Here is a 23,226-nt window from a genome sequence, read left to right on the forward strand (position 1 = left end):
CTCGTTGTGCCGTGACGGTCGGAGTCCACGTGCTCACCGACGCGGCCACCGGGCAGAGTTCCGCGTCGAGCCCGGCCCGGGGTCGGGGGAGTGGTGGCGGGCCGCGGCGTGGCCCGCGCCGGGGCCGGTGGCGTGGCCGGTGATCAGGCCGTCGCGGATCCGGACGGCGAGCTCGGTGCGGTCGTCGGGTGAGGGGTGGCCGAGGGCTGCCGGGACCGTGCCGGTGTCGTCGAGCACGACGCGGGCCCGGGGCAGCCGGTCGGGCGGGAACACTCGGCGCAGGCAGCCGACGAGGTCCACGATCCGGAGCCGGGCCAGTCGGCCGGTCTCGGCGGGGTCGCTGGTGACGACGACGATCGTCACCTCGTCGTCCGGCCGCGCCGAGCGCATCACGTCCTCGGCCGCGGACAGGCGCCCCACGCCCAGCACGGCGACCACTCCGTCGGCGCCGAGGTCGACCGGCCCGTCGGTGATCTCGTCGCGCAGGCCGCCCGGCGGCGTCCATGGGGTCGCGGTCGAGCGCGCCGGAGTGATGTAGGGCAGGTGCGGCGGCTCCGGGGTGTCGCCGAGGGCGATATCCCCGAGATGTTCGGCCGCGCGCGCCAGGTCGAAGGGGTCGCCGACGCCGGGGGCGTTCTCCGCGAGGCCGGCCGCGCCGTGGAGCAGGGTCAGGGCCAGTCCGGCGGGGCGCACGGTGCCGGCGCGTACGGCGGAACGCGGCTCGAGTGCCAGCGCGAGCAACAGCGCCTCGAACCGGACGAGTTCCGCGAGCGCGGCCCGGGCCGGCTCGGTGTCCAGCACTCCGGACAGCGAGCGCAGCTGGAGGTGGCCGCTCCCCGGGGTGTCGCCGAGGAAGGGGAGTCTTTCGAGCCATACCCGGGCGAACGAGCCGAGCGCCTGTCCGACGGAGTCAGGGGACGCGGCCGGGGGTTCGGCGGCGTCCCGGGCCCGTTCGACGGCGTCGACCAATACCGCGAGGTAGAGCGCGCGCTTGCCGGTGAAGTTGGAGTAGACCGCCCCCCTGGTCAGTTCGGCCCGCTCGGCGATGCGGTCGATCCTGGCCTCGGCGAAGCCGCGTTCGGCGAACTCCTGCCGTGCCGCGACCAGCACCGCCGCGCGGGTCCGCTCCTGTTGCTGTGCGCGGGTCAGTCTCGCCATCGTGCCCCTTCCTCGGCTTCTGGTGTGTCATGATACGCCCGGCATCCAGATGATGGTGATATCTGGAATGTGTGACCATCGGAGGCGAGGCGTGAGGCCGGTCGCGTCCGAGCGGCGTACCCGCGAGCCGGCCGAGGACCGGTCCACCTCCACAACCACCCGCACCACACACCCGGGAGGAACACCCCATGACCTGGCCCGAAGCCCGCGCGACGGATACCGGCCTGCTCGTGCTGCACGCCCTGCGCTGCGCCGGCACCATCACCCTCGCCCGGCTCCACGCGATCACGGGGCTCGACGCCTCCGATGCCGAGTCCGAGCTCATCGATCTCGGGGCCGAGGGTCTGGTCACGCGCTTTTCCGGCGCGATACCGGGGTGGAGCCTCACGGACGCCGGCCGCGCGGCGGATGCCGAGCGGATCACCCGCGAACTGGAGTCGGCCCGGGCCCGCGAGCGGGTGACGGCGGCGTACGAGCGGTTCCTCGTCCTCAACCCCGAGCTGCTCGACCTCTGCACGGCCTGGCAACTCCGCTCCGTCGACGGCGTCATGTGCGTCAACGACCACAGCGATCCCGGTTACGACTCCCGGGTGCTCGCCCGGTTCGCCGACCTGGACCGCCGCGCCGACGCCGTCTGCGCCGAACTGGCCGCGGCCCTGCCCCGGTTCGGCCGCTACCGCGTCCGGCTCACCGAGGCCCTCGAACGCGCCGCCGCCGGCCGGTCGGAGTACGTGGCCGACGGCACCGCGTCGTACCACGTCGTGTGGGCGGAACTCCACGAGGACCTGCTGGCCACACTCGGACTCCATCGATGAGGTGGATTCGCGCGCTCTCCGCCCGGTCCGAGGAGACGGCGGAGACCGTGGGAGGCAAGGCGCTCGGCCTGGTCGTCCTGCACCGTCTCGCACTGCCGGTGCCGGCCGGGTTCGTCATCACCACGGAAGGCTGCCGCGCCTTCCTGCGGGACGGGCGCCTTCCCGAAGGGCTCGGCGACGAGCTCGCGACGGCCATGGCGGACCTCGAACGCTCCACCGGGCGTGCCTTCGGGGGACCGCACAAGCCGCTGGCGGTGTCCGTCCGTTCCGGGGCCAGTGTGTCCATGCCCGGCATGATGAGTACGATCCTCAACCTCGGCCTCACGGCGGCGGCCACCGAGGGCCTGGCCGCCGAGACCGCCGACCGGCCGTTCGCCCTCGCCTCCCGGCTGAACTTCCTGACGAGCTTCGCCTCCGCCACCACGAACGTGGACACCGCCCCGGCCGCCCCCGCGGAACGTCCCGGGCGGCGGACCGAGAACGAGGAGGCCTCCCTGATCCGGTCGGTCGAGGCGGTCGAGAAACTCGTTCGGCGACGAAGCGGCCGATCCGTCCCGGACGACGCCAACCACCAGCTCACACAGGCCGTCGAGGCCGTCTTCTCGTCCTGGGACACACCCCGCGCGCGCACCTACCGCGAGGTGAACGGCATCCCGCACGACCTGGGCACAGCCGTGATCGTCCAGCACATGGTGTTCGGCAACCGCGACGCCCGCAGCGGCACCGGAGTCGCGTTCAGCCGCGACCCCGCCACCGGCGAGAACGTCCCGTTCGGCGAAGTCCTGTTCGGGCGTCAGGGAGAAGAGGTCGTCTCCGGGAGGTCGACGACCCGGCCCCTGCGCGAACTCGCCGAGCGGGAGCCGGAGGTGTGGGCAGGGCTGCTCGACGCCCTGCGCCGGATCGAAGGGCACTACCGCGACGCCTGCTACGTCGAGTTCACCTACCAGTCCGGCGAACTGTGGCTCCTGCAGGTCCGGCCCGGCCGGTTCGTGGGGGGTGCCGCGGTCCGCGTGGCCACCGAACTCGTCGACCAGGGACTCATCGGGCGGGAGGAAGCACTGCTCAGGGTGTCACCGCTCCATCTCCGGCACGTGCGCACACCGCGCATCGCGTCCGCCGGGGAGGCCGACGTCCTCGCCCGGGGAACCGGCGCCTGCCCCGGTGTCGCCACCGGCCGCATCGCGACCACGGCGGACGACGCGGTACGCATGGCCCGCACCGGTCCGGTCGTCCTGGTACGCCCGGAGACCTCCCCGAACGACATGCACGGCCTCGCCGCCGCCACCGGGATCGTCACCGCGCGCGGCGGGCCCGCCAGCCATGCCGCCGTCGTCGCCCGGGCCATGGGCAAGCCCGCCGTCGTGGGCGTACCCGGCCTCACCGTCGACGGCGCCTCCGTGACGGCCGCCGGCCGCACCCTCCCGGAGGGGACGCTCATCACCGTGGACGGGACCAGCGGCGACGTGGCCCTCGGCAGCCCCCGCGTCGTCACCGACGCCGCCGACGCACACGTCCACCGACTGCTCGCCTGGGCCGACGACGCGTCGGGCGACCACTCCGCCGCCCGCGACGAGACCCAACGCCTCGACGCGGCCCACAGGGCCCTGCGCGACCGCTGAAGCGACCCCCCTCCCGACAGGAGATCCACCATGGCGACCCGGCACGTGTACCTGGTACGACACGGGGCGGCCGACCCCTTCGGCACACTGACCGACGTCGGCAAACGGCAGTCGGAGCTGGTCGGCGAGCGTCTGGCCGGCCTTCCGATCGACTCGGTCCGGCACTCACCGCTGCCCAGGGCCGCGCACTGCGCGCGGATCGTGGCTGCCGCTCTGCCGGGCGCCGTCGTGCGGGAGGCACCGGAACTGGTCGATCACATCCCATACGTCCCGGCCGACGTACCGCCGTCGTGGGCGGCGTTCTTCGACGGCTACGCCGCCGAGGAAGCCGAGGACGGGCGCCGCCGCGCCGACGCCCTGACCGCCAGGTTCGCGTGCCCCGCCGCGACCGAGACGCACGAAGTCCTCATCACGCACGCCTACCAGGTGGCCTGGCTGGTCCGGGACGCCCTGGACGCGCCGCCGGTGCGATGGCTCGGCCTGAACTGCGGGAACGCATCACTCACCGTGATCGAGTACCGCGACGGCACGGCACCGGCGGTCCTGCTGTACAACGACATGGGCCACCTTCCGGCCGAGCTGCGGTGGACGGGGTTCGGAGCCGGTATCCGCCCCTGAACGCCTTTTACGGTTGCTGCTCTCGCGGTCGTCGCCCCGGCCGCTCCCGGGCGGTGCCGGGCACTGGTGCCCCGGGCCCGGGTGTCGGCCAGGGTTCGGCACGGGTTCGAGGAGGCCCTCGTTCCGGGATCGTGAACGGCGGGCGCCGGGCGGCGTCCGGCGCGTGGCGCGCATCCGCTGTCGTCGTCGCCGGCCTCGCGCCGCCCCACGCACGCGAGGCACGCGAGAGCGATACCGGGAAGAGACAGGACGGGCATGAGACCGATCACCACGGCGATGGTGGGCCGCGAGGGCGAACAGGCGGAGCTCGGGGCGTTCGTGAAGTCCGGCATGGGCCGGGCCCTCGTCCTGCGGGGGGAGGCGGGAGTCGGCAGGAGCGCGCTGTTGGGCCACGCCGCGGCGGTGGCGGAGCGGGAGGGGTACGTCGTCGTCCGGGCCGCCGGCGTCGAGGCGGAGTCCGCGCTGCCCTACGCCGGGCTGCATCAGCTCCTCCATCCGCTGCTCGCCGGCGGCGGCGCGTGCCCGGACGAGGGGGCCCGGGCGGAGCTGGACGCCGTGTTCGGCGGGACGCGGGGCGACCGGCCGTCGGTCATGGCGCTCGGCATCGCCGTACTCCGCCTGCTGTCGCGGCCGTTCCCCCGGCGGCCGCTCCTGCTGGCCCTCGACGACGGGCAGTGGCTGGACGACGCCAGCGCCGACGTCCTCGGCTTCGTGGGCCGACGTCTGGCCGGCAGTCCCGTGAAGCTGCTGGCCGCGGTCCGCGGCGACATCAGGTCGCGGCTCGACACCGCCGCGCTGCCCGAACTGCCGGTCGCCGCCCTCGCCGACGAGGACGCGGCACGCCTGCTGGACCACGCGTACCCGGACCTGGACCGACGCCTCCGCCGCGTCGTCCTCCGGCAGGCCCGGGGCAACCCGCTGGCCCTGCTGGAGCTGCCCGCGGACGTCGGTGGCGGCGGTGAAGGCGGTGAGGGTGGCGAAGGCGGCGACCGGCTCTTCGGGCAGCATGGCGTCCCGCTGTCCCCGCGGCTGCGGCGGCTGTTCGGCGCCCGCGTCGAGGCCCTCGACGCGCGGGTGCGGGCCGAACTGCTGATGGGCGCGCTCGACGGCGCCGACGCCACCCCCGGCACGCGCTACGTCATGCGCGACGCCGACGCGGCGGTGGCCGTCGGGCTGCTGGACGTGGGGGTGGCCGGCGGCGACTACGTCTTCCGGCACCCGTTGGTGCGGGCCGCCGTCGTGCGGATGGCCACACCGGACCAACGCCGCGCCGCGCGGCGGGCGCTGGAGCGGTTCCGTCGGGGGAACTGCGAACCCGGGGCGGCGCACCCGGTGGCGGCCGGTCCGGCGAGGAACGGTCCGGCGGCGGCCGGTCCGGAGAGGGCCCGGCCCGTACCGCGCCCGGCCGGCACCCCGCCCCCCACACCCACCCTCACGCTCACCCCCACCCCCACACCCGACCCGCCCCCGCTCACCTGGCAGGAACGCCGCATCGCCGACCTCGCCGCGAGCGGCCTGACGAACAAGGAGATCGGCGAGCGGATGCACCTGTCGCCGCGTACCGTCGGCTCGCACCTGTACCGCGCCTTCCCGAAGCTGGGCATCACGACCAGGGCGGCCCTGCGCGACGCGCTGAGCCGGTCCGAGGAGGCCGCGCGGGTCTGACGCCCGCCCCCGGTCCAGGGCCGGGCGCCGGGCGCCGAGCCCGGCGGTCGATGACCGAATCCATGCAGGTCAGCGCGGTCGGATGTTCGTAGGATGGGGGAAACTCCTCCGGGAGCGACACATCCGGAGGTCATATGCCGCACCACGCGAAACGCCGGCTGCTCGGGCGGAAGCCGGAGCTGGAGGCGCTGGACCGCCTGCTGCGCGACGTTCGCGACGGGCGCAGCCGGGTCCTGGTGCTGCGCGGCGAGGCCGGCGTCGGCAAGTCGGCGCTGCTCGACCACCTCGCCGAGCAGGCCGCGCCGTTGCGGACCGTGTACGCGGCCGGCGTCGAGGCCGAGAGCGAGTTCGCCTACTCGGCCCTGCAACGCCTCTGTGCCCCGCTGCTGTCGCACCTCGACCGGCTGCCTCCGGTCCAACGGGACGCGCTGCGCGTCGCGTTCGGCCTGAGCGCCGGGAACCCGCCCGAGATGCTGCTGGTCGGGCTCGCGGTCCTCGGCCTCTTCGCCGAGGCCGCGGCGGAGTCCCCGCTGGTGTGCCTCGTCGACGACGCGCAGTGCCTGGACCTGATGTCCCAGCGGATCCTGGCGTTCGTCGCGCGCCGGCTGGACGCCGAATCGGTGGCGCTGGTGTTCGCCGAGCGGATCACCGACGGGCAGACCGGCGGGCAGACCGGCGGGCAGACCGACGGGCAGAAGGAAGAGGCCCTCGCCGGTCTGCCGGCCCTCGCCCTGCGCGGGCTGGCCGACGCCGACGCGCGGGCCCTGCTGGACAGCGTGCTCCCCGGGCCGGTCGACGCCCGTGTGCGGGACCGGATCGTCGCCGAGACGGGCGGGAACCCGCTCGCCCTCCTGGAGTTGCCCCGGGACCTGTCACCGGCCGAGCTGGCGTTCGGCTTCGGAGGACCCGGTGCCGGCCCGCTGGCGACCCGGGTCGAGGACGGCCTGCGACGGCGCGTCGACGCGCTGCCGGCCGACACCCGCGCCCTGTTGCTGGTCGCGGCGGTCGAACCGGTCGGTGACGCGGCGGTGTTGTGGCACGCGCTGCGCCTGCTCGGCATCGGGTTCGAGGCCGCGGCGCCGGCCGAGGCGGCGGGCCTGATCGCCCTCGGAGCCCCGGTGCGGTTCCGCCACCCGCTGGTGCGTTCGGCCGTCTGGCGCGGCGCGGACGCCGCCGCGCTGCGTGCGGCGCACGGAGCGCTGGCCGAGGCCACCGACGCCGGGCGTGACCCCGACCGGCGGGCCTGGCACCGGGCCCACGCCGCGGTCGGGCCGGACGAGGAGGTCGCCGCCGCGCTGGAGCGCTCCGCCGACCGGGCCCTCGCGCGCGGCGGACGGGCGGCCGCCGCGTCCTTCCTGGAACGCGCCGCCGCGCTCAGCCCCGACCCGGAGCAGCGGGCGCGGCGCGCGCTGGCGGCCGCGGCGGCCCACCTCGCCGCGGGCGTACCGCACCGGGTGCCCGACCTGCTCGCCGCCGCCGAACTGGGGTCGCTGGACGCGCTGCGGGCGGCCCACGCCGGCCGGCTGCGGGCCAAGGCGTCGTCGGCGGCCAACCCGGGGTTCGGCTCGGTGCAGCCGCTGCTCGACGCGGCGGACCGGCTCAGGGACCTCGACCCGGCCGCCGCGCGGGAGACGTACCTCGCCGCGTTCGGCGCGGCCATCTGGGCCGGCCGGTACGACGGGAGCGGGCTGCGGCGCGCCGCCGAGGCGGCTCGCGGCCTGCCGCCCGGCGATGAGACGGCGGGGGTCTTCCTGCGGGCCCTGGTCACGTGGACCACGGACGGCCCGGCCGCCTCCTTCCCGCTGCTGGGACGGGCGTTGCGCTCCCTCACCGACGGCGCCGACCTGGCCGTCCTGTGGCCGGCCGCCAACGCGGCCGTGGAGCTGGGCGACCTCCGGTCCTGGCTGGACATCACCGGCCGGGCGGTCCGCTTCGCCCGGACGACGGGCACGCTGTCGGTCCTCTCGACGGCGCTGCCCTACCGGGCGGCCTCGCTGGTCTACGTGGGGCGCTTCGCCGAGGCCCGGGACCTGCTGGTCGAGGCCGAGGCCGTCGAGGAACCGGTCGGCGCGGCGACGAGCATGGTCTCCAAGGCCCTGCTCGGCGCGTACCAGGGACGGAAGCGGCCGGCCCTGGAACTGATCGAGGCGATGGAAAGGGAGGGCGAACGGCGCGGCCTGGGCCGGCTCACCGGCATGGCGGCGTGCGCGCGGGCCGTGCTCCACAACGGCCTGGGCGACTATCCGCTCGCCGTGGAAGCGGCGCTCCGGGGCGGGGAGTACCAGGACCTCGTCGTGCACCACTGGACGTGCGCCGAGCTGGTCGAGGCCGCGACCCGGGCCGGCCGGCCGGACGTGGCGGCCCGGGCGCGCGAGCGGCTGGCCGACTGGGGCCGGGCCGGCACGCCGTGGGCCCTCGGCGCGCTGGCGGTCGCCGACGCCCTGGCCGGGGACCCGGGGCGGGCCGAGGACCGCTACCGCGAGGCCGCCGACCACTTCGGCCGGGGCGGGCTCGACGTACTGGAGGCCCGGGCCCGGCTGCTGTTCGGCGAATGGCTGCGCCGCCGGAACCGCCGGGCCGAGGCCCGTACCGAGCTGCGCGCGGCGCACGAGGCGGCCTCCGCCATCGGCATGGAGGCGTACGCCGAGCGGGCCCGGCGGGAGCTGATCGCCACGGGCGAGACCGTCCGCAAGCGGACCCCCGGCACACCGGTCCTGACCCCGCAGGAGTCCCGGATAGCCCGGCTCGCGGCCGCCGGGCACCCGAACGCGGAGATCGGCGCGCAGCTGTTCCTCAGCCCCCGCACGGTCGAATGGCACCTCCGCAAGGTCTTCGCCAAGCTGGGGGTCTCGTCCCGCCGCGAAATCGAGGGGGCCTTCTCCGGCCGGTGACCGCGGCGGCCGCTCGCGAGCGGCCGCGCCGGGTTCTCCGTCACGTCAGCAGTACTTGAACGAGCTGATCTTGTCGTTGATCCAGGAGGGGACGGAGGGCCACTGCTCGTGGGGGCCGATTTTGAACTGCAGGCCGCCGTATCCGTTGTGCTCGTAGAAGCAGATGCTGCTCCCCGTGTTGTTCACCACCGACGACGCGACGTCCTGCATGCCCTTGTCCCCGGATTCGGTGCGCGCCAGCTTTCCCATGTCGCCGATGTTCTGGTTCGACGCGAAGGAGCCGAACTTGTGGTCGTAGACGAACCCGCCCTGGATGAAGTTGCCTTCCGACCACAGGCAGACGTAACCGCTCGGGCACGAACCGGCCCCGTGGCCGATGTTGAAGGCAGTGGCGGCGCTCGCGGAGGGCGCCGTGGCCAGGAGCAGCCCGGCCGCGGCGGCGGCGCCCAGGGCGAATCTCGTCATCTTGCTTTTCGCGAACATGAGTTCCCTCTTTCCGGTCGGCAGGGTCAGCAGTGCTTGAAGGAGCTGATCTTGTCGTTGATCCACGACGGGACGGAGGCCCACTTCTCCCCGGGGCCGATCTTGAACTCCAGGCCGCTGTAGCCGTTGTGCTCGTAGAAGCAGATACTGCTCCCGGTGTTGTTCACGACCGAGGAGGCTTCGTCCTGCATGCCCTTCCAACGCCAGAGCTTGCTCTCGAACTTGAACTTGCCCATGTCCGAGACGTCACTGTCCGAACCCACGGCCCCGTAGTCGGTCCCGCCCCCCGGATTGCCTCTGATGTAGTTGTTGTCGCTCCACAGGCACACCCAGTTGGCGGGGCACTTGCCGGGTCCGGTCTGGATGTCGGTGAGGATGGCGGCGCTCGCGCCCGTCGTCGTGGCGACGACCGCCCCGGCCAGCGCGGCCGCGCCCACCGTGAGCCTCGACAGTGTTCTCCGCAGGGTCATCTTGGTCTCCTTCTCCTGTCAGGGGGTTGCTCCGAGGCCTCCGCTCGCGAGCAACACCACTGTGCCGCCGGAGATGTGCGGGTGGCTTGAGTCATTTGACTGCTCCTGCGGCGGCCCTGTTCCGGCGCACGCGGCGGCGACCTGAGAGCCTGGAGCGCGACCGACCGCCCGGGACCGGAAGAAGGAAGCAGGCCCGACACCATGAGCGACCCGCTGTCGTCCCCGGAGTTCCTCCGGGATCCCTACCCCTTCTACGACGAGCTCCGGGCGGCGTCCCCGGTGCGGCGGACGGCCACCGGGCCCGGTGGCGGACCCGGCTACCTCGTGACCGGCTACGCCGAGGCGAAGGCGGCCTTCACGGAGCCGGGGCTGTCCAAGGACACCGCCCGCTTCTTCGCCGGCCGTCCCTCCGGCCGCGACCTCCACCCCGCGGTCGCCCGCACCATGCTCGCCACCGATCCGCCCGAGCACACCCGGCTGCGCCGCCTCGTGACCGAGGCGTTCACCGCGGGCGCCGTCGACCGCCTGCGCCCGTACCTCCGCGACACCGTCGACCGGCTCCTCGACGCCCTCCCGGACGGCGGTGAGGCCGACCTGGTCGCCGGGCTCGCCGTCCCGCTGCCGGTCGCGGTGATCTGCCGGCTGCTCGGCGTGCCCGAGGCCGACCGGGCCCGGGTCCGGGCCTGGTCGGACGACCTCTTCGCCGCCGGCCGGCCCGAGCGGATCGACGCCGCCTCGCATGCCGTGGCCGGCTATCTGGCCGGCCTCGTCGAGGCCAAGCGCCGGGCCCCGGACGACAGCCTGCTGTCCGGCCTCGTCGCCGTCCGGGACACCGACGGCGACCGGCTCGGCGAGGAGGAACTGGTCTCCCTCGCCGTCCTCCTGCTCATCGCCGGCCACGAGACCACCACGAACTTCATCGGCAACGCCGTCCTCGCCCTCCTCCGGCACCCCGAACTCGTCGACCGGGTGCGGGCCGAACCCGACCGGACGGGCGAGGTGCTGGAGGAACTGCTGCGCTACGACTCGCCGGTCGGCATCGCCACCTTCCGCTACACTACCCGGCCGGTCACCCTCGGCGGGACCGAGATCCCGGCCGGCGTCCCCGTGCTCATCTCGCCCGGGGCGGCCAACCGGGACCCGGCCCGGTACCCGCGTCCCGATCGCCCCGACCCCGACCGCGGCGCCCGGGGGCACCTGGCGTTCGGCCACGGCGTCCACCGCTGCCCCGGCGCGTCGCTCGCCCTGGCCGAGGCGGAGACCGCCGTGCGCGCGCTGCTCGCCCGGTTCCCCGGGCTGCGCCTCGCCGTGGGGGCCGACGAACTGCGGTGGCGCCGCACGCGGCTCATGCGGGGGCTGGAGGCCCTGCCGGTGTTCACACGGTAGCGATACGGCATCACGGGGCGTCGCAGCGCGAGAGGTCCGTCTCCGCCAGTGGCTTCCCCTTCGGGGTCACGTACGTCGCCCAGAGCACCAGGGGAGTGGTCCCCTCGTTGCGCCCCTCGTGGACGTAGCCCTTGCCTTCCGTGAGGGAGTCGCCCGTCCGGTACACGTGGACCCCGCCGGGGTACAAGGGCGCGTAGTGGGTGAGCGTGCCGGCCTTCACGACACCGACCAACTGGCCGTGGTGGCAGTGCTTTCCCGTGCCACCGCCCGGCGGGATGGTGATGGTGCGGAAGTCGACCTGGAGCGGGCCGTCCACCGCCACCTTCACCGGACCGGTCTGCGTTCCCCGCGCCACCTCCACGATCCGGGGTGCCGGACCGGTGGCGGCGTCCGAGGGGAGGCAGAACGCCGCCGTCGCCACCAGCGCCACCGCGGCGACGGCCGACCGCCGCCCGCGTACACGTCTCATGGGTCAACCTCTTTCCCTTGGGTGCCGTCGTGTACCTGATTCCCCTCGCGCGGGTGCGGAACGCGCGGCACCACAGGCCGTCCCCGGGTGCGAAGATCGCGGCGTGAACACGCATACGCGCGACGAGTCCGGCCGGCCGCCCGGCGCCCCGGTCCGGGCCGGCATCCCCGAGCACGGGCGGATTCCCAAGTACTACGCGGTCAAGACGCATGTCGCCGGCCTGCTCGACGAGCTGGGGGAGGGCGGCCTGCTGCCCACCGAACGGGAGCTGGCCGCACGCTTCGAGGTGTCCCGGGAGACCGTCCGGCAGGCCCTCCGCGAGCTGTTGCTGGCCGGCTCGCCGACGGCGACGAGGAACGGGCCCGGAGCGCCAACGCCGCCTTCGAGTCCGCCTACGGACAGTCGGTCGCCGAAGGCCACTGCCGGCCCCTCCCCGGCGCCCGCGAGGCGATCGAACGGCTCCGCGCCGACGGCCGTACGGTGGTCCTCACCACCGGCTTCGCCCGCGTCACCCAGGACGCCATCCTCGCCGCCCTCGGCTGGACGGACCTCGCCGACCTCACCCTCTGCCCGGCCGACGCCGGCGGGCGCGGCCGCCCGTGCCCCGACCTGGTCCTCACCGCCCTGCTGCGCACCCGCGCCGCGGACGACGTACGCCGGATCGCCGTCGCGGGCGACACCTCCTCCGACATGCTCTCCGGCACCCGGGCCGGGCGGCCGTCGTCGCCGGCGTGCTGACCGGCGCCCACGACGAGGCCGCGCTCCGCGCCGCCGGGGCGACCCACGTCCTCGGCTCTGTGGCCGAACTCTCGCCCCTCCTCGCACGGTTGGAGGACGGCCGTTGAGCACCGGCATCCGCTTCGACGGCGTGACGGTCGCCTACGACGGGAACGTCGTCCTCGACGCGTTCGACCTCACCGTCGAGCCCGGCGAGGTCATGGCCCTGCTCGGGCCGTCCGGCTCCGGCGAGACCACCGCCCTCCGCGCGGTCGCCGGCTTCGTCCGGCCGGCCGCCGGACGCGTCCTCATCGGCGGCGACGCCGTCACCGACGTGCCGCCGCACCGGCGGGGCATCGGCATGGTCGTCCAGCAGTACGCGCTCTTCCCCCACCTGCGTGTCGACGCCAACGTCGCGTTCGGCCTCAAGGCCCGCAGGACACCGCGGGACGAGACCGCCGCGCGCGTCGCGGAGGCGCTGGAGGCGACCGGCATGACCGGCTACGCCCAGCGGTACCCGCGCGAACTCTCCGGCGGCCAGCAGCAGCGCGTCGCCATCGCCCGGGCCCTGGCCATCCGGCCCGGCGTGCTCCTCTTCGACGAGCCGCTCTCGGCCTGCCGCCCTTCGTCCAACAGGCCGATGGCAAGGGACTGTTGACGGCCTACCGGCCCGCGGGCTTGACAAGGTCGCGGACGGCGACAAGGACCCGGCCGGCAAGTGGACGGCGGTCGTCAACAACTACTTCTGCTTCATCTACCACTCCAAGGAGCTCAAGGACGGCCCACCGAAGACCTGGCGCGACCTCCTGGACGGCAGGTTCAAGGGCAAGCTCCAGTACTCCACCCCCGGAGTCGCGGGCGACGGCACGGCCGTCCTCATCAAGGCGATGCACGACCTCGGCGGCAGGGAACCCGCCATGGCCTACCTCAAGGAGCTGCAGAAGAACAACGTCGGCCCCTCCAAGTCCACCGGCCAGCTCGCCCCGAAGGTCGACAAGGGCGAACTCCTCGTCGCCAACGGGGACGTGCAGATGAACTTCGCCAACATGAAGACGATGCCGAACCAGGGCATCTTCTTCCCCGCCGGCGACGACGGAAAGCCCACCACGTTCGCCCTCCCGTACGCGGCCGGGCTGGTGAAGAACGCCCCGCACACCGAGAACGCCAAGAAGTTCCTCGACCACCTCCTCGGCGAGCGTGCGCGGCGCGACGTCTCGGCCGTCGGCGGCGGCTTCTCCGCCCGTACGGACGTCAAGGCGACGGACCCGAACGCCGCCTCCCTCGCCCGCGTCATGAAGGACGTGGAGGTCTTCCGCCCCGACTGGGCCGGCATCGACAAAAACCTCGCCTCCTACGTCGCGGCGTGGCGGGAGGCCACCGGCAGCTGACGGCGGCGCTCAGGCCCGCCGACGCCCTCGGAGGGCGACAGCGCCTTGTAGGACAGGAATTGGCCTAGAGGGGTTCTAGCGTGGCCACCACGTCGAGGCGAGCACGCGCACTCCAGGAGGCAGCAGGATGTCCGTCCACCCGGTTCCCCAGGGCTACCACACCGTGACGCCGTGGATCATCTCCCGTGACACGGTGCGGCTCATCGGCTTCATGAAGAGGGCGTTCGACGCGGAGGAGCTCGCGTGCCTGGCCGGCCGGGACGGGAGCATCGCGCACGCGGAGGTGCGGATCGGCGACTCGGTGGTGATGATGTTCGACGCGCGGCCGGAGTGGCCGCCGACGCCGGGCTTCCTCCGGCTCTACGTCGAGGACGCCGACGCCGTCCACCGGCGGGCCGTCGCGGCCGGCGGCACCTCGGTCACCGAGGTCACCCACTTGTTCTTCGGCGACCGCGTGGGACGGGTGCGCGATCCGCTCGGCAACCTGTACTGGATCCAGACGCGGGTGGAGGAGCCGGGCCCGGAGGAGATCGAACGCCGCCTCTGCGACCCGGAGTTCACCGAGGCGATGGAGTACGTCCAGAGCGCCGACTTCTTCCCCGGGCGCGCCTCCGGCCTCGGCTGAGGACGCACCGCCGGGACGTCAGGGGATCCGGGCCTCGATCTGGGCGAGGTGGGCGGCGAGGAGCTCCTCGAACGCGGCGCGGCGGTCCGCCCCGAGGGGGCGGATGTCGCGGGCGAAGTGGGCCAGAGCGGGGAAGCGTTCGGGGTCGGCGCCGAGCACGGCGACGCGGAACTGCTCCATGCCCTGTTCGTACTCCTTGGGGCTGGTGGCGGTGATGCCGGCCTCGGAGGTGATCAGCGCGGAGAGGAGGATCACGATGCGGTGGTAGCGCGCCGGGATCTCCTCGTCGGGCAGGCCGGACGCGCGCAGGGCCTGCAGCAACTCCTCCATGACCAGCCGGGATCCGGCGCCGCCGGACCCGTAGCGGCCCCACACGGCGGCGATCTGGAGCTGCTCGCCGAACGCCTCCCGCAGGCGCAGGGCCAGCGCGGTGATCCGCTGCTTCCAGTCGCCCTCGGGACGGTAGCCGTCCATGGCGGCCAGCAGGATCCGGTCGGCGACCGCGCGCATCAGCTCGGTCTTGTTACGGAAGTGCCGGTAGAGGCTGGAGGAATCGGTTTCGAGCGCCGCGGCGAGCCGGCGCACGCTGAACGACTCGGCGTCGCCCGTGCGCAGCAGTTCCGCCGCCGTCTCCAGGATCTCCTCGGTCGACCATCGTCTGCGGCCCGTCATGACGCCCCTCTCGTCCGGACTCACCCTAACTCATGCACTTGCTGTTGCACGCACCGCGTGCATAATGGCGGCAACCGTCAAGGCGCCCTTCAAGGCAGCCATCAAGGCATCCGTCACAGCAGGGGGAGAACATGACCGAGACCACCATCGCGCCGCGCCCGCCGGAGCCGGACTTCTCGACGGTCACGGCCGACGAACTGCGCGCCTACCGCGTCGCGGAGAACCGCTTCCGGGCCTCCGACGACGCCCGTACGCTCCTCGGGGAGCCGGACGCCGGCGCCGTGACCGCCTGGCAGCAGATCGCGCTGCCCGGCCGCGACCTCCCGGTCCGGGTCCACCGGCCGGCCCCGCCGGGCGACGGCGGAGCCGCGGCCGCCTCCGGCCTGCCCCTCGTGGTCCACGTCCACGGAGGCGGCTTCGTGGGCACGGCGACGCAGTGCGACTGGACCAACAGCCGCCTGGCCGTCGAACTGCCGGCCCTCGTCGTCTCGGTGGAGCACCGCCTCCTCGCCCCCGGCAGCACCCTCGCGGACGCCGTCGACGACGGCTGGGACGTGCTCCGGCACGTGGTGCGGCACGCGGCGCGGTGGGGCGCCGACCCGGCGCGCGTCGCCGTCTTCGGCGAGAGCTGCGGCGCCCTGATCAGCGCGCTGACGGCCGTCCGGGCCAGGGAGGCCGGCCTGGAACTTACCGCCCAGGTCCTGGTCAACCCCCTCACCGACGTGACCGGGACGATGTTCGACCACACCTCGATGACCATGTACGCGGACACCCCGACCCGGGCCCTGCCCCCACTGCGGCTCATCCGGCGGCTCGCCGTCCCGCCGGGGGCCGACGCCGCCGCCGTCTCGCCGCTGTACGTCGAGGGCCTGGGCGGTCTCGCCCCGGCGCTCGTGGTGGTGCCCACCCGGGACGCGCTCGCCGACCACGGCCGCCGCTACGCCGAGCGGCTCCGGGCGGCCGGCACCCCCGTGCGGCTCACCGAATACCCGGGCGCGCGGCACGCGTTCCTCACCCTGCCCGGCGTGGAACCGCAGGCCGCGGCCGCCCGGGCGGAGATCCTCGCGTTCCTCCGCGCGGCCCTGGCGCGGTGACGGAAGAACCGGGAACGGGCCCGCGCTAGGCGGCCTTCTGGGAGGCGGCGGCGTCCGGGTTCAGGTCGGTGAGGCTCAGGCGGTGGGCCGGGGCCTCGGGGAGGACCACGCGGCGGGTGGTGTGGGGGCCGGGGGCGACGTGGAGGAGTTCGCCCGGCTCCATCAGGCGCCAGTGGGGGTTGTCGTCCATGCGCTCGCTGGCGACGACGACGGCCGGGTGGCCGGCCAGGTCTGCGGAGTGGACGCGCAGGCGCCCCCGGCTGCCGCTGTGGTCGAGATGGCGTCCGCCGTGCGGGCCGCCCGCCAGGCGCTCCAGGACGTACAGCTCGTGGGTGTCCGGGTAGCGCAGTGCCCACAGGTGCGTGGGCGTGACGAGGACGAGGTTGAGGGCGTAGACGGGCAGGTTGCGGGCGATCCAGCGGGCGGCGTGCTCGATGCCGGCGCCGACGTCGCCGCCCCTCTCCCTCGTTTCACGGGTGATCAGGGCGAAGAACCGTTCGGAGTCGGTGTCGCCCTTGACGAGGGAGCGGTCCTCGCCCAGGTGGGCGTCGAGCGCGTCGAGGCCCTCGACGACGCCGTTGTGGGCGAACAGCCGCCCGTCCTGTGCGAAGGGGTGGGTGTTGCGGGTGTCCAGGCTGCCGGTGGAGGCGTAGCGCACATGGGCGACGAAGGTGGCCGACCGCACCCGGCGGGCCTCCTCGGCGAAGGCGCGGTCCCGGTAGGCGGCGATGGGCGCCTTGTCGACGTGCGGGGTCCCGTCCGCCGCGAAGTGGCCCAGGCCGGTGCCGTCGGGGTCCCTGCGGCTCTGCCGGCTGAGGCTGTCGGGGGCGTCCAGCAGCCAGAACGTCGCGGAACCGCGCTGCGGGGCACTGCTGAGACCGAACAGGCGACACATGGTCCTTCTCCTTGGTCGCCAGGCGGCCGGCCCCCGCGCCCGCGAGAGCCGGCCGTCCGGTGGTGGTGGGTGGTCAGTGACGGCCGGGGCGGCGGGGGTTCTTGGTCTCCGCGCCATGGGCGAAGCCACCCGCGTCGTCGGCGTCGCGGTGCGGCTCGTGCTGCTTGTCCAGCCGGGTCAGGACCCGGCCCAGGTCCTCCAGGAGCAGGTCGGCCAGGTCGTGGCTGAACCCGTTGCGGACCACGACGCGCAGGACGGCGAGGTCCGTGCGGTTCTTCGGGAAGGTGTAGGCGGGCAGCAGCCAGCCGCGTTCGCGCAGGGCGGCGGAGACGTCGAAGACGCTGAAGTGGTCGATGCCGTCCCGGATCCGGAAGGCGAAGACGGGGAGGTCACCACCGTCGGTGAGCAGCTCGAACGGCCCGAGCCCGGCGATCTCGGCGGCCAGGCGGGTGGCCACGTCGCGGCAGGTTCGCTGGACCCGCCGGTAGCCGTCGAAGCCGAGGCGGAGGAAGTTGTAGTACTGCGCGACGACCTGGGCGCCCGGCCGGGAGAAGTTCAGCGCGAACGTGGGCATGTCTCCGCCGAGGTAGTTGACGTGGAAGACCAGGTCGTCGGGGAGGGCCTCCCGGTCGCGCCACAGCGCCCACCCGACCCCGGGCATGACCAGGCCGAACTTGTGCCCGGAGGTATTGATCGAGGCGACCCGCGGCAGCCGGAAGTCCCACTCCAGGTCGGGGTCGAGGAATGGCGCGATCATCCCGCCGGACGCCGCGTCGACGTGGACGGGGATGTCCAGGCCGGTCCGGTCCCGCAGGCCGTCCAGGGCCGCCGCGATGCCGGCGACGGGCTCGTAGCCGCCGTCGAAGGTGGAGCCGAGGACGGCGACCACGCCGATGGTGTTCTCGTCGCACAGCTCCACCGCCGTCTCGGGGGTGAGGTGGTAGCGGTCGCCCTCCATGGGCACGTAGCGGGGCTCGACCTCGAAGTAGTCGGCGAACTTCTCCCAGCAGATCTGCACGTTGATACCCATGACGAGGTTGGGCCGGTCGGTGGGCCTGCCCTCGGCGCGGCGCCGGTGCTGCCACCGCCGTTTGAGCGCCAGCCCGCCGAGCATCGCCGCCTCGCTCGACCCGGTGGTCGAGCAGCCGATCGCGTGGCGGGGGTCCTGGGCGTGCCAGAGCCGGGCGAGCATGCGCACGCACCGGTTCTCGAGTTCCGCGGTCTGCGGGTACTCGTCCTTGTCGATCATGTTCTTCTCGGCGCACTCCGCCATCAGGCGCCGCGCCTGCGGTTCGGCCCACGTGGAGACGAACGTCGCCAGGTTCTGCCGGGCGTTCCCGTCGAGCATCAGCTCGTCGTGCACCACCTGATAGGCGGTGTCCGGATGCATCTCCCCGTCCGGCAGCGCGTAGCGCGGCACCCGGACGGGCTCCCTGCTGAAGACAGGATTGACCTCCAGGTCCCTGCTCTCGCCGCGGTCGTCGCGCTCGACCGTCATACGCGCTCGGTCCTCTCCGCCCCTCCGGCGAACGCGGTCGGCCACCGGGACGGGCATGACGCAGGGCATTCACATGGCTTCACATGGTAGCGGCCGCCGCTCTTCCCCGACCGGCTCCCCGCCCGCCCCCTGGCGCCCGTCGGCAGCGCCGCGTACTCCGGTGCGCGGTGAGCTCGGGAGAGGGCTGCCCGCGCGGTCGCGGCCGCGGGCCGGGCGTCCCGACGGCCGTCCGTACGTGGACCGGCAGTAGGGTGCGGCTTCGGGGCCGGCCACCGGACGGCCCTCAGGGCCCGGCCACCGGACGGCGGAGGATGGACATGGCGTACTACGTACTGGAATACGCGCTCGTCGACGACTACGTCGAGCGCCGGGCGCCCCTGCGCGAGGAGCACCTGGGGCTCGCGCGGGAGGCGCACGAGCAGGGCGCGCTGGTCCTGGCCGGAGCTCTCGACGGGCCGATGGACCGGGCGTTGCTGGTGTGGCGGGTCGATGACCCGTCGGTCGTCGAGGAGTTCGCCGAGCGGGACCCGTATGTGCGGCAGGGGCTGGTCACGCGGTGGTCCGTGCGGCCGTGGACCGTCGTCGTGGGGTGACGCCGAGCGTCGCCGGGCATCGCCGGGCGCGTCGCGGCGCGTCGACGGCGCTCAGTCGCGCGAGTTGCCGAACAGGATGCGGTATCCGATCAGCAGGACCAGCGAGCCCCCGATGGCGGCGGCCCAGGTGGCCGCGTCGAAGAAGTGGTGGGTGACCGACCGGTGCAGGAACTTCGCCGACAGCCAGCCGCCGATGAACGAGCCCGCGATGCCGATCAGGGTGGTGCCGATGAGGCCGCCCGGGTCCCGGCCCGGGAGCAGGATCTTCGCGATCGCTCCGGCCAGCAGGCCCAGGACGATCCAGCCGATGATGCCCATGTGTGTTCCTCCGCCCTTTCCGGGGTGGCCGGCGCACGCGCCGCCGTCGGTCGTCGATGGTGAGAACGGTCGGGTAGGAGAACGGTCGGAGCCACCCCTACGGTTCCCCTGTTGCGCAAGCGCTAAAGTATGCGCGTCAGGCGGTGACATGGCGACGAGCCGGGGCGACATGACGTTCCCCCAGGTGAGAGCCGTCGTGTCAGCAAGAACCAAGGGAATCGACGGAAACGGTCGAGCCGGGCCCCGGGCGCATCCCGTGCGGTGCGCCGCGTGGGACCGGAGCGGCTGTGAGGGAAGGGAGAGGGGTGTGGCGGGTGTGGCCCTGACCAAGGGCGGCAACGTCTCGCTGAGCAGGCAGGCCCCCGGGCTGACCGCGGTGACGGTCGGACTGGGCTGGCAGGCGGCCCCGGGATGCGACCTGGACGCCAGCGCGCTGCTGTGCGGCGGGTCCGGGAAGGTGCTCTCCGACGGGCACTTCGTCTTCTTCAACAACCTGACCAGCCCGGACGGTTCCGTCCGGCACGCCGGGGACGCCGGCGGCGCCGGTCCGGCGGGTGACGCCCAGCGGATCCACGTCGACCTCGGACGGGTCCCGGCGGACGTTATGAAGATCGTCTTTCCGGTGTCCCTGTACGAGGCCGAGTCGCGCGGCCAGGACTTCCGGCAGGTCCGCGGCGCCCACATCCGGGTCACCGACCAGGAAGGCGGGGCCGAACTGGCCCGCTACGAGCTCGCGGCCGGGGACGCCGGGGACGAGACCGCGATGGTCTTCGGGGAGCTGTACCGCCACGGCGCCGAGTGGAAGTTCCGGGCGGTGGGGCAGGGGTACGCCTCGGGGCTCGCGGGGATCGCCGCGGACTACGGGGTGGACGTGCTGCGGGACGCGGCGCCGGCGGCGCCTGCCGCGACCCTGACACCGGCCACGTCCGCCGGGCCCGCCGCGTCCGCGTCGATCCTGAAAGCCGCCGACGGCGCCCCGGCCCCGGCGCAGACCCCGCCACCCGCGCCGGCCCCGCCCTCCGCGCCGACCCCGACGGTCGTCGTCCCCTCGACGCCCCACACCGCGCCGACGATTGCGGCGGCACCCCAGCAACCCCCAGGGAGTCCTTCCGTGACCTGCTTCTTCGACCCCAGCCACGGCCCCGGCATGACGACGGTGTCCTGGTCGCCGCAGTGGGGCGTGCCCCGGCCGGTCCAGGCGTGCGGCGGCTGCGCGCACCGTGTGCAGACCACGCCGCCCCCGTACTACACCCCGCAGCAGCAGGGTTACCCCCAGCAGGGGTACCCGCAGGCCGGCTACCCGCAGCCGCAGCAGCAGGGTTACCCGCAGCCCCAGCAGCAGGGCTACCCGGCCCCGCACGCCGACCCGCAGCAGGGCGGCGGACAGCAGGGCGGGCGCCGGTTCGGCGCGGGCGCGCTCATCGGTGCCGGTGCCGCCGGACTGGTCGGCGGTGCGCTGCTGAACGAGGCGTTCGACGACGACGAGCCGGACGTGGTCGTCAACAACTACTACGAGGACTGACGGCCTGCCGCCGTCCTCCGGCCGCCGCCGTTTGTTCCCCACTTGCGCAATGCGTAAAGTGTCCGCATGGCGGGAGACGGCGTGCGGGGGCAGGAGACGGCGGTGTTGGCCGGCGGGCCGGCCGACGGCATGAGGATCACGGTGGCCGACCGGCCGGCGGTGCTGCAGGTCACCCGTCCGTGCGTCGTCGAAGTCCCTTTCGATAACGTGCGCGTGGACGGGCTGTACGTCTACCGGCGCGATCTGCGCGTGGACGAAGAGCCGCTCCGCTACGGTTTCGACCCGGCCAGCCCGTAACCCCTTCCCCTCGCGAACCGCCCGCGCGTCAGGACGATCTCCGGCCCGTGTGGTTGCCCGGTTGCGCAGTGGGGCAAGTCATGTGCGCGACCCGGCGACCACTCGTCGCCACCACGCGTCGCGACGACTCGTCCGAAGGGGGCTGCGGATGGCGCGGGACAGGACGACACCGACGGCCGGCGGCGACCTGTTCGTCGGTGCCGCCGTGGCCGAAATCGAGGGTCTGTACACGGAGTTGCTCGGCGGGCGCGGCGAGCGGCCCCGGGACCGCGTCCTGGCCGACCTCGCCCGGGCGGGCCACCGCCTCGCCTCCGCCGCGCTCCCGTCGCAGGGCGCGCGGGGCGCGCGCTCCGCACGCCCGCGCTCGCGCCGGGAGCGCCGGCGCTTCCTGGCGGCCCGCGGCGCGGACTTGTGGCTGACGTTCGTCCTGGGCGGCGGCGAGGGTGACGGGAGTGGCGGGGAGGGGCGAAGGAGACGCGTCCTTCGCCGTCGCTCATCGGTCGGGTCGCCCGGCAACCGCCCCTCCTGAGGGCGTACGGCAAGGCGTGAAGCGAGGCGCAGGGGGCCGGTCGCGCACCCATTTCCTCCATGATCTACGGTTTTCCGGCAACCGCCCCACGCGCCCCCTATCGCATGAAACGAGACGCCGGTGCCGTACCAGACCAGCCCCCGACGCATAGGCGCCGTCGCCGCCACCCTGCTGCTGCCGGTGTTCCTGACGGCGTGTTCGCAGGACCGGGACGGCGACTCCGGCGGCTCCTCCGACGGCAAGCCGGGCTCGGTGAAGGCGGCGCTGGCGGAACTGCCGGTGAAGAAGGCGGCGCCGAAGGCCGGTTACGACCGGAACAAGCACTTCGGCCGGGCCTGGTCGGACCGGACCGACGCCCCCGGCTCCGGCAACGGCTGCGACACCCGCAACGACATCCTGCGACGCGACTTGAAGAACCCGAAGCTCGACGGCACCGCGCGATGCACCGTCACTTCCGGCACTCTCGCGGACCCCTACACCGGCAAGACCATCCGCTTCCGGCGCGGCGCCCAGTCCTCGGCGGTGCAGATCGACCACATCGTCGCCCTCTCCGACGCCTGGCAGACCGGCGCCCAGAAGCTCTCCCAGGCGCGGCGCGAGGCCCTCGCCAACGACCCGCTGAACCTCGTCGCCGCCGACGGCCCGGCCAACATGGGCAAGGGTGACAAGGACGCCGCCGACTGGCTGCCCGCGAACAAGACGTACGCCTGCGACTACGTCGCCCGGCAGATCGCGGTGAAGCGCCAGTACAAGCTGTGGGTGACGCCGGCCGAGCACGACGCGATGACCAAGGTCCTCCGCACCTGCCCCGCCCACCCGGTGCCCACGGCGAAGAGCCCCGAGGTCGCGCTGAAGCACTAGTACAGGCGCTGAAGCGCTATTGACGGGCGATGAAGCACTAGTGACAGGCGATGACGACGGAGAAGGGCCGGTCGTCGTCCACGCTCCCGCTCGACGGGGTGGCGGTGCGCACGAAGATGCGGTTGGAGCTCACCAGCCCGACCAGGATCGACGAGGTCCCGGGGCCCGGGTCGGTGAAGTTGGCGTTGTTGACGGTGCCGGTGAGGGCGCAGTCCTGGGCGTTGAAGTTCGTGTCGAGGTTGTAGCGGCCGTTGCCGAACCTGACCACACTGGTGATGCCTTCGCCGGCGAACAGGGTTCCGCCCGCGCTCACCCGGGCCCAGTGCGGCGTCGTGGCCGCCGGGGCGGCGGCTCGTGGCTTCGGGTCGGCCGACGCCGCCGAGATGACGAATGTGCTGCCTGCCGCGAGCGCCAGGGCCGCCGTTCCCAGTGCTCCCCACATGAGTCTCACCGATCTGACCACCATGTCGTCCCCTCCTGGGAGTTGAGCCGCGCGGACTCTCCGGGCGGCTCGCGCCTAGAGAGTCCATCGCCCGCGTCGGCCTTGGAAGGCTTGTCACGCGCTCTCACCCGAACGGATGGTGCGACGCCGGGGTGCCGCCCGGATCAGCGCCGCCTGCGCCCCGCGGTCCGGGCCGCCCGG

Annotated in this window: 20 protein-coding genes and 7 pseudogenes; 18 read left to right on the plus strand and 9 right to left on the minus strand. The window is 73.8% G+C overall.

All coding sequences use genetic code 11. The features are described 5' to 3' along the window. Nucleotides 1-33 precede the first annotated feature (33 nt). Nucleotides 34-1,158 (minus strand): TetR/AcrR family transcriptional regulator, encoded by a 1,125-nt coding sequence (locus tag K7I03_RS30190; RefSeq protein ID WP_185940893.1) that lies wholly within the window; start codon nucleotides 1,156-1,158, stop codon nucleotides 34-36. Nucleotides 1,159-1,346: 188 nt separating this feature from the next. On the opposite strand from K7I03_RS30190, the gene K7I03_RS30195 reads away from it, so the two are divergent. The 6 genes and pseudogenes from K7I03_RS30195 (at nucleotide 1,347) to K7I03_RS30215 (ending at nucleotide 8,766) form a co-directional block, all read left to right on the plus strand. After that, complete coding sequence (locus K7I03_RS30195; protein WP_185940894.1) at nucleotides 1,347-1,973, plus strand: transcriptional regulator; 627 nt, start codon at nucleotides 1,347-1,349, stop codon at nucleotides 1,971-1,973. Beyond that, nucleotides 1,970-3,592 carry a pyruvate, phosphate dikinase gene (locus K7I03_RS30200; protein ID WP_185940895.1) on the plus strand — a complete coding sequence of 541 codons (1,623 nt, stop codon included), beginning with the start codon at nucleotides 1,970-1,972 and terminating at the stop codon, nucleotides 3,590-3,592. Before K7I03_RS30195 ends, K7I03_RS30200 begins: the two co-directional genes overlap by 4 nt. A gap of 30 nt (nucleotides 3,593-3,622) precedes the next feature. After that, on the plus strand, nucleotides 3,623-4,210 hold the full coding sequence (locus K7I03_RS30205; protein ID WP_185940896.1) for a histidine phosphatase family protein: 588 nt from the start codon (nucleotides 3,623-3,625) through the stop codon (nucleotides 4,208-4,210). A 276-nt stretch (nucleotides 4,211-4,486) separates the two neighbouring features. Next, nucleotides 4,487-4,936 (plus strand): annotated as a pseudogene (locus tag K7I03_RS34540) (ATP-binding protein); the annotation flags it as partial. 744 nt (nucleotides 4,937-5,680) lie between these two features. Continuing rightward, nucleotides 5,681-5,875 (plus strand): annotated as a pseudogene (locus K7I03_RS34545) (response regulator transcription factor); the annotation flags it as partial. 134 nt (nucleotides 5,876-6,009) lie between these two features. After that, on the plus strand, nucleotides 6,010-8,766 hold the full coding sequence (locus K7I03_RS30215; protein ID WP_185940897.1) for an AAA family ATPase: 2,757 nt from the start codon (nucleotides 6,010-6,012) through the stop codon (nucleotides 8,764-8,766). Nucleotides 8,767-8,811: 45 nt separating this feature from the next. Here K7I03_RS30215 and K7I03_RS30220 read toward each other — a convergent pair whose 3' ends face one another. Both K7I03_RS30220 and K7I03_RS30225 read right to left on the minus strand, forming a co-directional pair. Beyond that, nucleotides 8,812-9,249 (minus strand): peptidase inhibitor family I36 protein, encoded by a 438-nt coding sequence (locus K7I03_RS30220; protein WP_185940898.1) that lies wholly within the window; start codon nucleotides 9,247-9,249, stop codon nucleotides 8,812-8,814. A 26-nt stretch (nucleotides 9,250-9,275) separates the two neighbouring features. Beyond that, complete coding sequence (locus K7I03_RS30225) at nucleotides 9,276-9,719, minus strand: peptidase inhibitor family I36 protein (protein ID WP_185940899.1); 444 nt, start codon at nucleotides 9,717-9,719, stop codon at nucleotides 9,276-9,278. A 201-nt stretch (nucleotides 9,720-9,920) separates the two neighbouring features. On the opposite strand from K7I03_RS30225, the gene K7I03_RS30230 reads away from it, so the two are divergent. Then, complete coding sequence (locus K7I03_RS30230) at nucleotides 9,921-11,105, plus strand: cytochrome P450 family protein (RefSeq protein ID WP_185940900.1); 1,185 nt, start codon at nucleotides 9,921-9,923, stop codon at nucleotides 11,103-11,105. Between the two features lie 10 nt (nucleotides 11,106-11,115). Here the strand turns inward: K7I03_RS30230 and K7I03_RS30235 are convergent, their stop codons facing one another. Continuing rightward, nucleotides 11,116-11,574, minus strand: coding sequence for a cupin domain-containing protein (locus K7I03_RS30235; RefSeq protein WP_185940901.1), 459 nt, complete (start codon nucleotides 11,572-11,574; stop codon nucleotides 11,116-11,118). Between K7I03_RS30235 and K7I03_RS34435 the strand changes: the two are divergent. The 5 genes and pseudogenes from K7I03_RS34435 to K7I03_RS30260 all read left to right on the plus strand — a co-directional run. Beyond that, nucleotides 11,573-11,854 (plus strand): annotated as a pseudogene (locus K7I03_RS34435) (hypothetical protein); the annotation flags it as partial. The gene K7I03_RS30235 and the pseudogene K7I03_RS34435 overlap by 2 nt on opposite strands. 65 nt (nucleotides 11,855-11,919) lie before the next feature. Continuing rightward, nucleotides 11,920-12,419, plus strand: a pseudogene (locus K7I03_RS30245) (HAD family hydrolase); the annotation flags it as partial. Continuing rightward, a pseudogene (locus K7I03_RS30250) lies at nucleotides 12,416-12,907 on the plus strand (ABC transporter ATP-binding protein); the annotation flags it as partial. The pseudogenes K7I03_RS30245 and K7I03_RS30250, both read left to right, overlap by 4 nt. Further along, a pseudogene (locus K7I03_RS30255) lies at nucleotides 12,907-13,679 on the plus strand (2-aminoethylphosphonate ABC transporter substrate-binding protein); the annotation flags it as partial. The pseudogenes K7I03_RS30250 and K7I03_RS30255, both read left to right, overlap by 1 nt. A 127-nt stretch (nucleotides 13,680-13,806) precedes the next feature. Beyond that, nucleotides 13,807-14,304 carry a VOC family protein gene (locus K7I03_RS30260; RefSeq protein ID WP_185940902.1) on the plus strand — a complete coding sequence of 166 codons (498 nt, stop codon included), beginning with the start codon at nucleotides 13,807-13,809 and terminating at the stop codon, nucleotides 14,302-14,304. Between the two features lie 18 nt (nucleotides 14,305-14,322). Here the strand turns inward: K7I03_RS30260 and K7I03_RS30265 are convergent, their stop codons facing one another. Next, a complete protein-coding gene (locus K7I03_RS30265; protein ID WP_185940903.1) occupies nucleotides 14,323-14,976 on the minus strand; it encodes a TetR/AcrR family transcriptional regulator in 654 nt (217 codons plus the stop codon). 131 nt (nucleotides 14,977-15,107) lie between these two features. Between K7I03_RS30265 and K7I03_RS30270 the strand changes: the two genes are divergently transcribed. Continuing rightward, on the plus strand, nucleotides 15,108-16,070 hold the full coding sequence (locus tag K7I03_RS30270) for an alpha/beta hydrolase (RefSeq protein WP_185940904.1): 963 nt from the start codon (nucleotides 15,108-15,110) through the stop codon (nucleotides 16,068-16,070). Between the two features lie 25 nt (nucleotides 16,071-16,095). On the opposite strand, the gene K7I03_RS30275 is transcribed toward K7I03_RS30270, so the two are convergent. Then, nucleotides 16,096-16,965, minus strand: coding sequence for a class II glutamine amidotransferase (locus K7I03_RS30275; RefSeq protein WP_185940905.1), 870 nt, complete (start codon nucleotides 16,963-16,965; stop codon nucleotides 16,096-16,098). A 73-nt stretch (nucleotides 16,966-17,038) separates the two neighbouring features. Beyond that, nucleotides 17,039-18,463 (minus strand): glutamate decarboxylase, encoded by a 1,425-nt coding sequence (locus K7I03_RS30280; protein ID WP_185940906.1) that lies wholly within the window; start codon nucleotides 18,461-18,463, stop codon nucleotides 17,039-17,041. Between the two features lie 317 nt (nucleotides 18,464-18,780). Here K7I03_RS30280 and K7I03_RS30285 point away from each other — a divergent pair, with 317 nt between their 5' ends. Next, nucleotides 18,781-19,056 (plus strand): YciI-like protein, encoded by a 276-nt coding sequence (locus K7I03_RS30285; protein WP_185940907.1) that lies wholly within the window; start codon nucleotides 18,781-18,783, stop codon nucleotides 19,054-19,056. 51 nt (nucleotides 19,057-19,107) lie between these two features. On the opposite strand, the gene K7I03_RS30290 is transcribed toward K7I03_RS30285, so the two are convergent. Next, a complete protein-coding gene (locus K7I03_RS30290) occupies nucleotides 19,108-19,374 on the minus strand; it encodes a GlsB/YeaQ/YmgE family stress response membrane protein (RefSeq protein WP_004940892.1) in 267 nt (88 codons plus the stop codon). Nucleotides 19,375-19,681: 307 nt separating this feature from the next. Between K7I03_RS30290 and K7I03_RS30295 the strand changes: the two are divergent. The 4 genes and pseudogenes from K7I03_RS30295 to K7I03_RS30310 form a co-directional block, all read left to right on the plus strand. Then, nucleotides 19,682-20,248: pseudogene (locus tag K7I03_RS30295) on the plus strand (TerD family protein); the annotation flags it as partial. A gap of 714 nt (nucleotides 20,249-20,962) precedes the next feature. Beyond that, entirely contained in the window at nucleotides 20,963-21,193 is a 231-nt protein-coding gene (locus K7I03_RS30300; protein WP_185940909.1) for a hypothetical protein, read from the plus strand. Between the two features lie 148 nt (nucleotides 21,194-21,341). Beyond that, nucleotides 21,342-21,722 carry a hypothetical protein gene (locus K7I03_RS30305; RefSeq protein ID WP_185940910.1) on the plus strand — a complete coding sequence of 127 codons (381 nt, stop codon included), beginning with the start codon at nucleotides 21,342-21,344 and terminating at the stop codon, nucleotides 21,720-21,722. A 120-nt stretch (nucleotides 21,723-21,842) separates the two neighbouring features. Continuing rightward, nucleotides 21,843-22,583 carry an HNH endonuclease family protein gene (locus tag K7I03_RS30310; RefSeq protein ID WP_224347287.1) on the plus strand — a complete coding sequence of 247 codons (741 nt, stop codon included), beginning with the start codon at nucleotides 21,843-21,845 and terminating at the stop codon, nucleotides 22,581-22,583. Between the two features lie 37 nt (nucleotides 22,584-22,620). Here K7I03_RS30310 and K7I03_RS30315 read toward each other — a convergent pair whose 3' ends face one another. Further along, complete coding sequence (locus K7I03_RS30315) at nucleotides 22,621-23,049, minus strand: hypothetical protein (protein WP_185940911.1); 429 nt, start codon at nucleotides 23,047-23,049, stop codon at nucleotides 22,621-22,623. Nucleotides 23,050-23,226: the final 177 nt, after the last annotated feature.

This window comes from Streptomyces mobaraensis (genome assembly GCF_020099395.1).
In the GTDB taxonomy this organism is placed as follows: domain Bacteria; phylum Actinomycetota; class Actinomycetes; order Streptomycetales; family Streptomycetaceae; genus Streptomyces.

What these genes read in the sequence shown, in the direction of transcription:
- K7I03_RS30190 (WP_185940893.1), bottom strand. Translation starts at nt 1,158, where the DNA reads ATGGCGAGACTGACCCGCGCACAGCAACAGGAGCGGACCCGCGCGGCG.
- K7I03_RS30195 (WP_185940894.1), top strand. Translation starts at nt 1,347, where the DNA reads ATGACCTGGCCCGAAGCCCGCGCGACGGATACCGGCCTGCTCGTGCTG.
- K7I03_RS30200 (WP_185940895.1), top strand. Translation starts at nt 1,970, where the DNA reads ATGAGGTGGATTCGCGCGCTCTCCGCCCGGTCCGAGGAGACGGCGGAG.
- K7I03_RS30205 (WP_185940896.1), top strand. Translation starts at nt 3,623, where the DNA reads ATGGCGACCCGGCACGTGTACCTGGTACGACACGGGGCGGCCGACCCC.
- K7I03_RS30215 (WP_185940897.1), top strand. Translation starts at nt 6,010, where the DNA reads ATGCCGCACCACGCGAAACGCCGGCTGCTCGGGCGGAAGCCGGAGCTG.
- K7I03_RS30220 (WP_185940898.1), bottom strand. Translation starts at nt 9,249, where the DNA reads ATGTTCGCGAAAAGCAAGATGACGAGATTCGCCCTGGGCGCCGCCGCC.
- K7I03_RS30225 (WP_185940899.1), bottom strand. Translation starts at nt 9,719, where the DNA reads ATGACCCTGCGGAGAACACTGTCGAGGCTCACGGTGGGCGCGGCCGCG.
- K7I03_RS30230 (WP_185940900.1), top strand. Translation starts at nt 9,921, where the DNA reads ATGAGCGACCCGCTGTCGTCCCCGGAGTTCCTCCGGGATCCCTACCCC.
- K7I03_RS30235 (WP_185940901.1), bottom strand. Translation starts at nt 11,574, where the DNA reads ATGAGACGTGTACGCGGGCGGCGGTCGGCCGTCGCCGCGGTGGCGCTG.
- K7I03_RS30260 (WP_185940902.1), top strand. Translation starts at nt 13,807, where the DNA reads ATGTCCGTCCACCCGGTTCCCCAGGGCTACCACACCGTGACGCCGTGG.
- K7I03_RS30265 (WP_185940903.1), bottom strand. Translation starts at nt 14,976, where the DNA reads ATGACGGGCCGCAGACGATGGTCGACCGAGGAGATCCTGGAGACGGCG.
- K7I03_RS30270 (WP_185940904.1), top strand. Translation starts at nt 15,108, where the DNA reads ATGACCGAGACCACCATCGCGCCGCGCCCGCCGGAGCCGGACTTCTCG.
- K7I03_RS30275 (WP_185940905.1), bottom strand. Translation starts at nt 16,965, where the DNA reads ATGTGTCGCCTGTTCGGTCTCAGCAGTGCCCCGCAGCGCGGTTCCGCG.
- K7I03_RS30280 (WP_185940906.1), bottom strand. Translation starts at nt 18,463, where the DNA reads ATGACGGTCGAGCGCGACGACCGCGGCGAGAGCAGGGACCTGGAGGTC.
- K7I03_RS30285 (WP_185940907.1), top strand. Translation starts at nt 18,781, where the DNA reads ATGGCGTACTACGTACTGGAATACGCGCTCGTCGACGACTACGTCGAG.
- K7I03_RS30290 (WP_004940892.1), bottom strand. Translation starts at nt 19,374, where the DNA reads ATGGGCATCATCGGCTGGATCGTCCTGGGCCTGCTGGCCGGAGCGATC.
- K7I03_RS30300 (WP_185940909.1), top strand. Translation starts at nt 20,963, where the DNA reads ATGGCGGGAGACGGCGTGCGGGGGCAGGAGACGGCGGTGTTGGCCGGC.
- K7I03_RS30305 (WP_185940910.1), top strand. Translation starts at nt 21,342, where the DNA reads ATGGCGCGGGACAGGACGACACCGACGGCCGGCGGCGACCTGTTCGTC.
- K7I03_RS30315 (WP_185940911.1), bottom strand. Translation starts at nt 23,049, where the DNA reads ATGGTGGTCAGATCGGTGAGACTCATGTGGGGAGCACTGGGAACGGCG.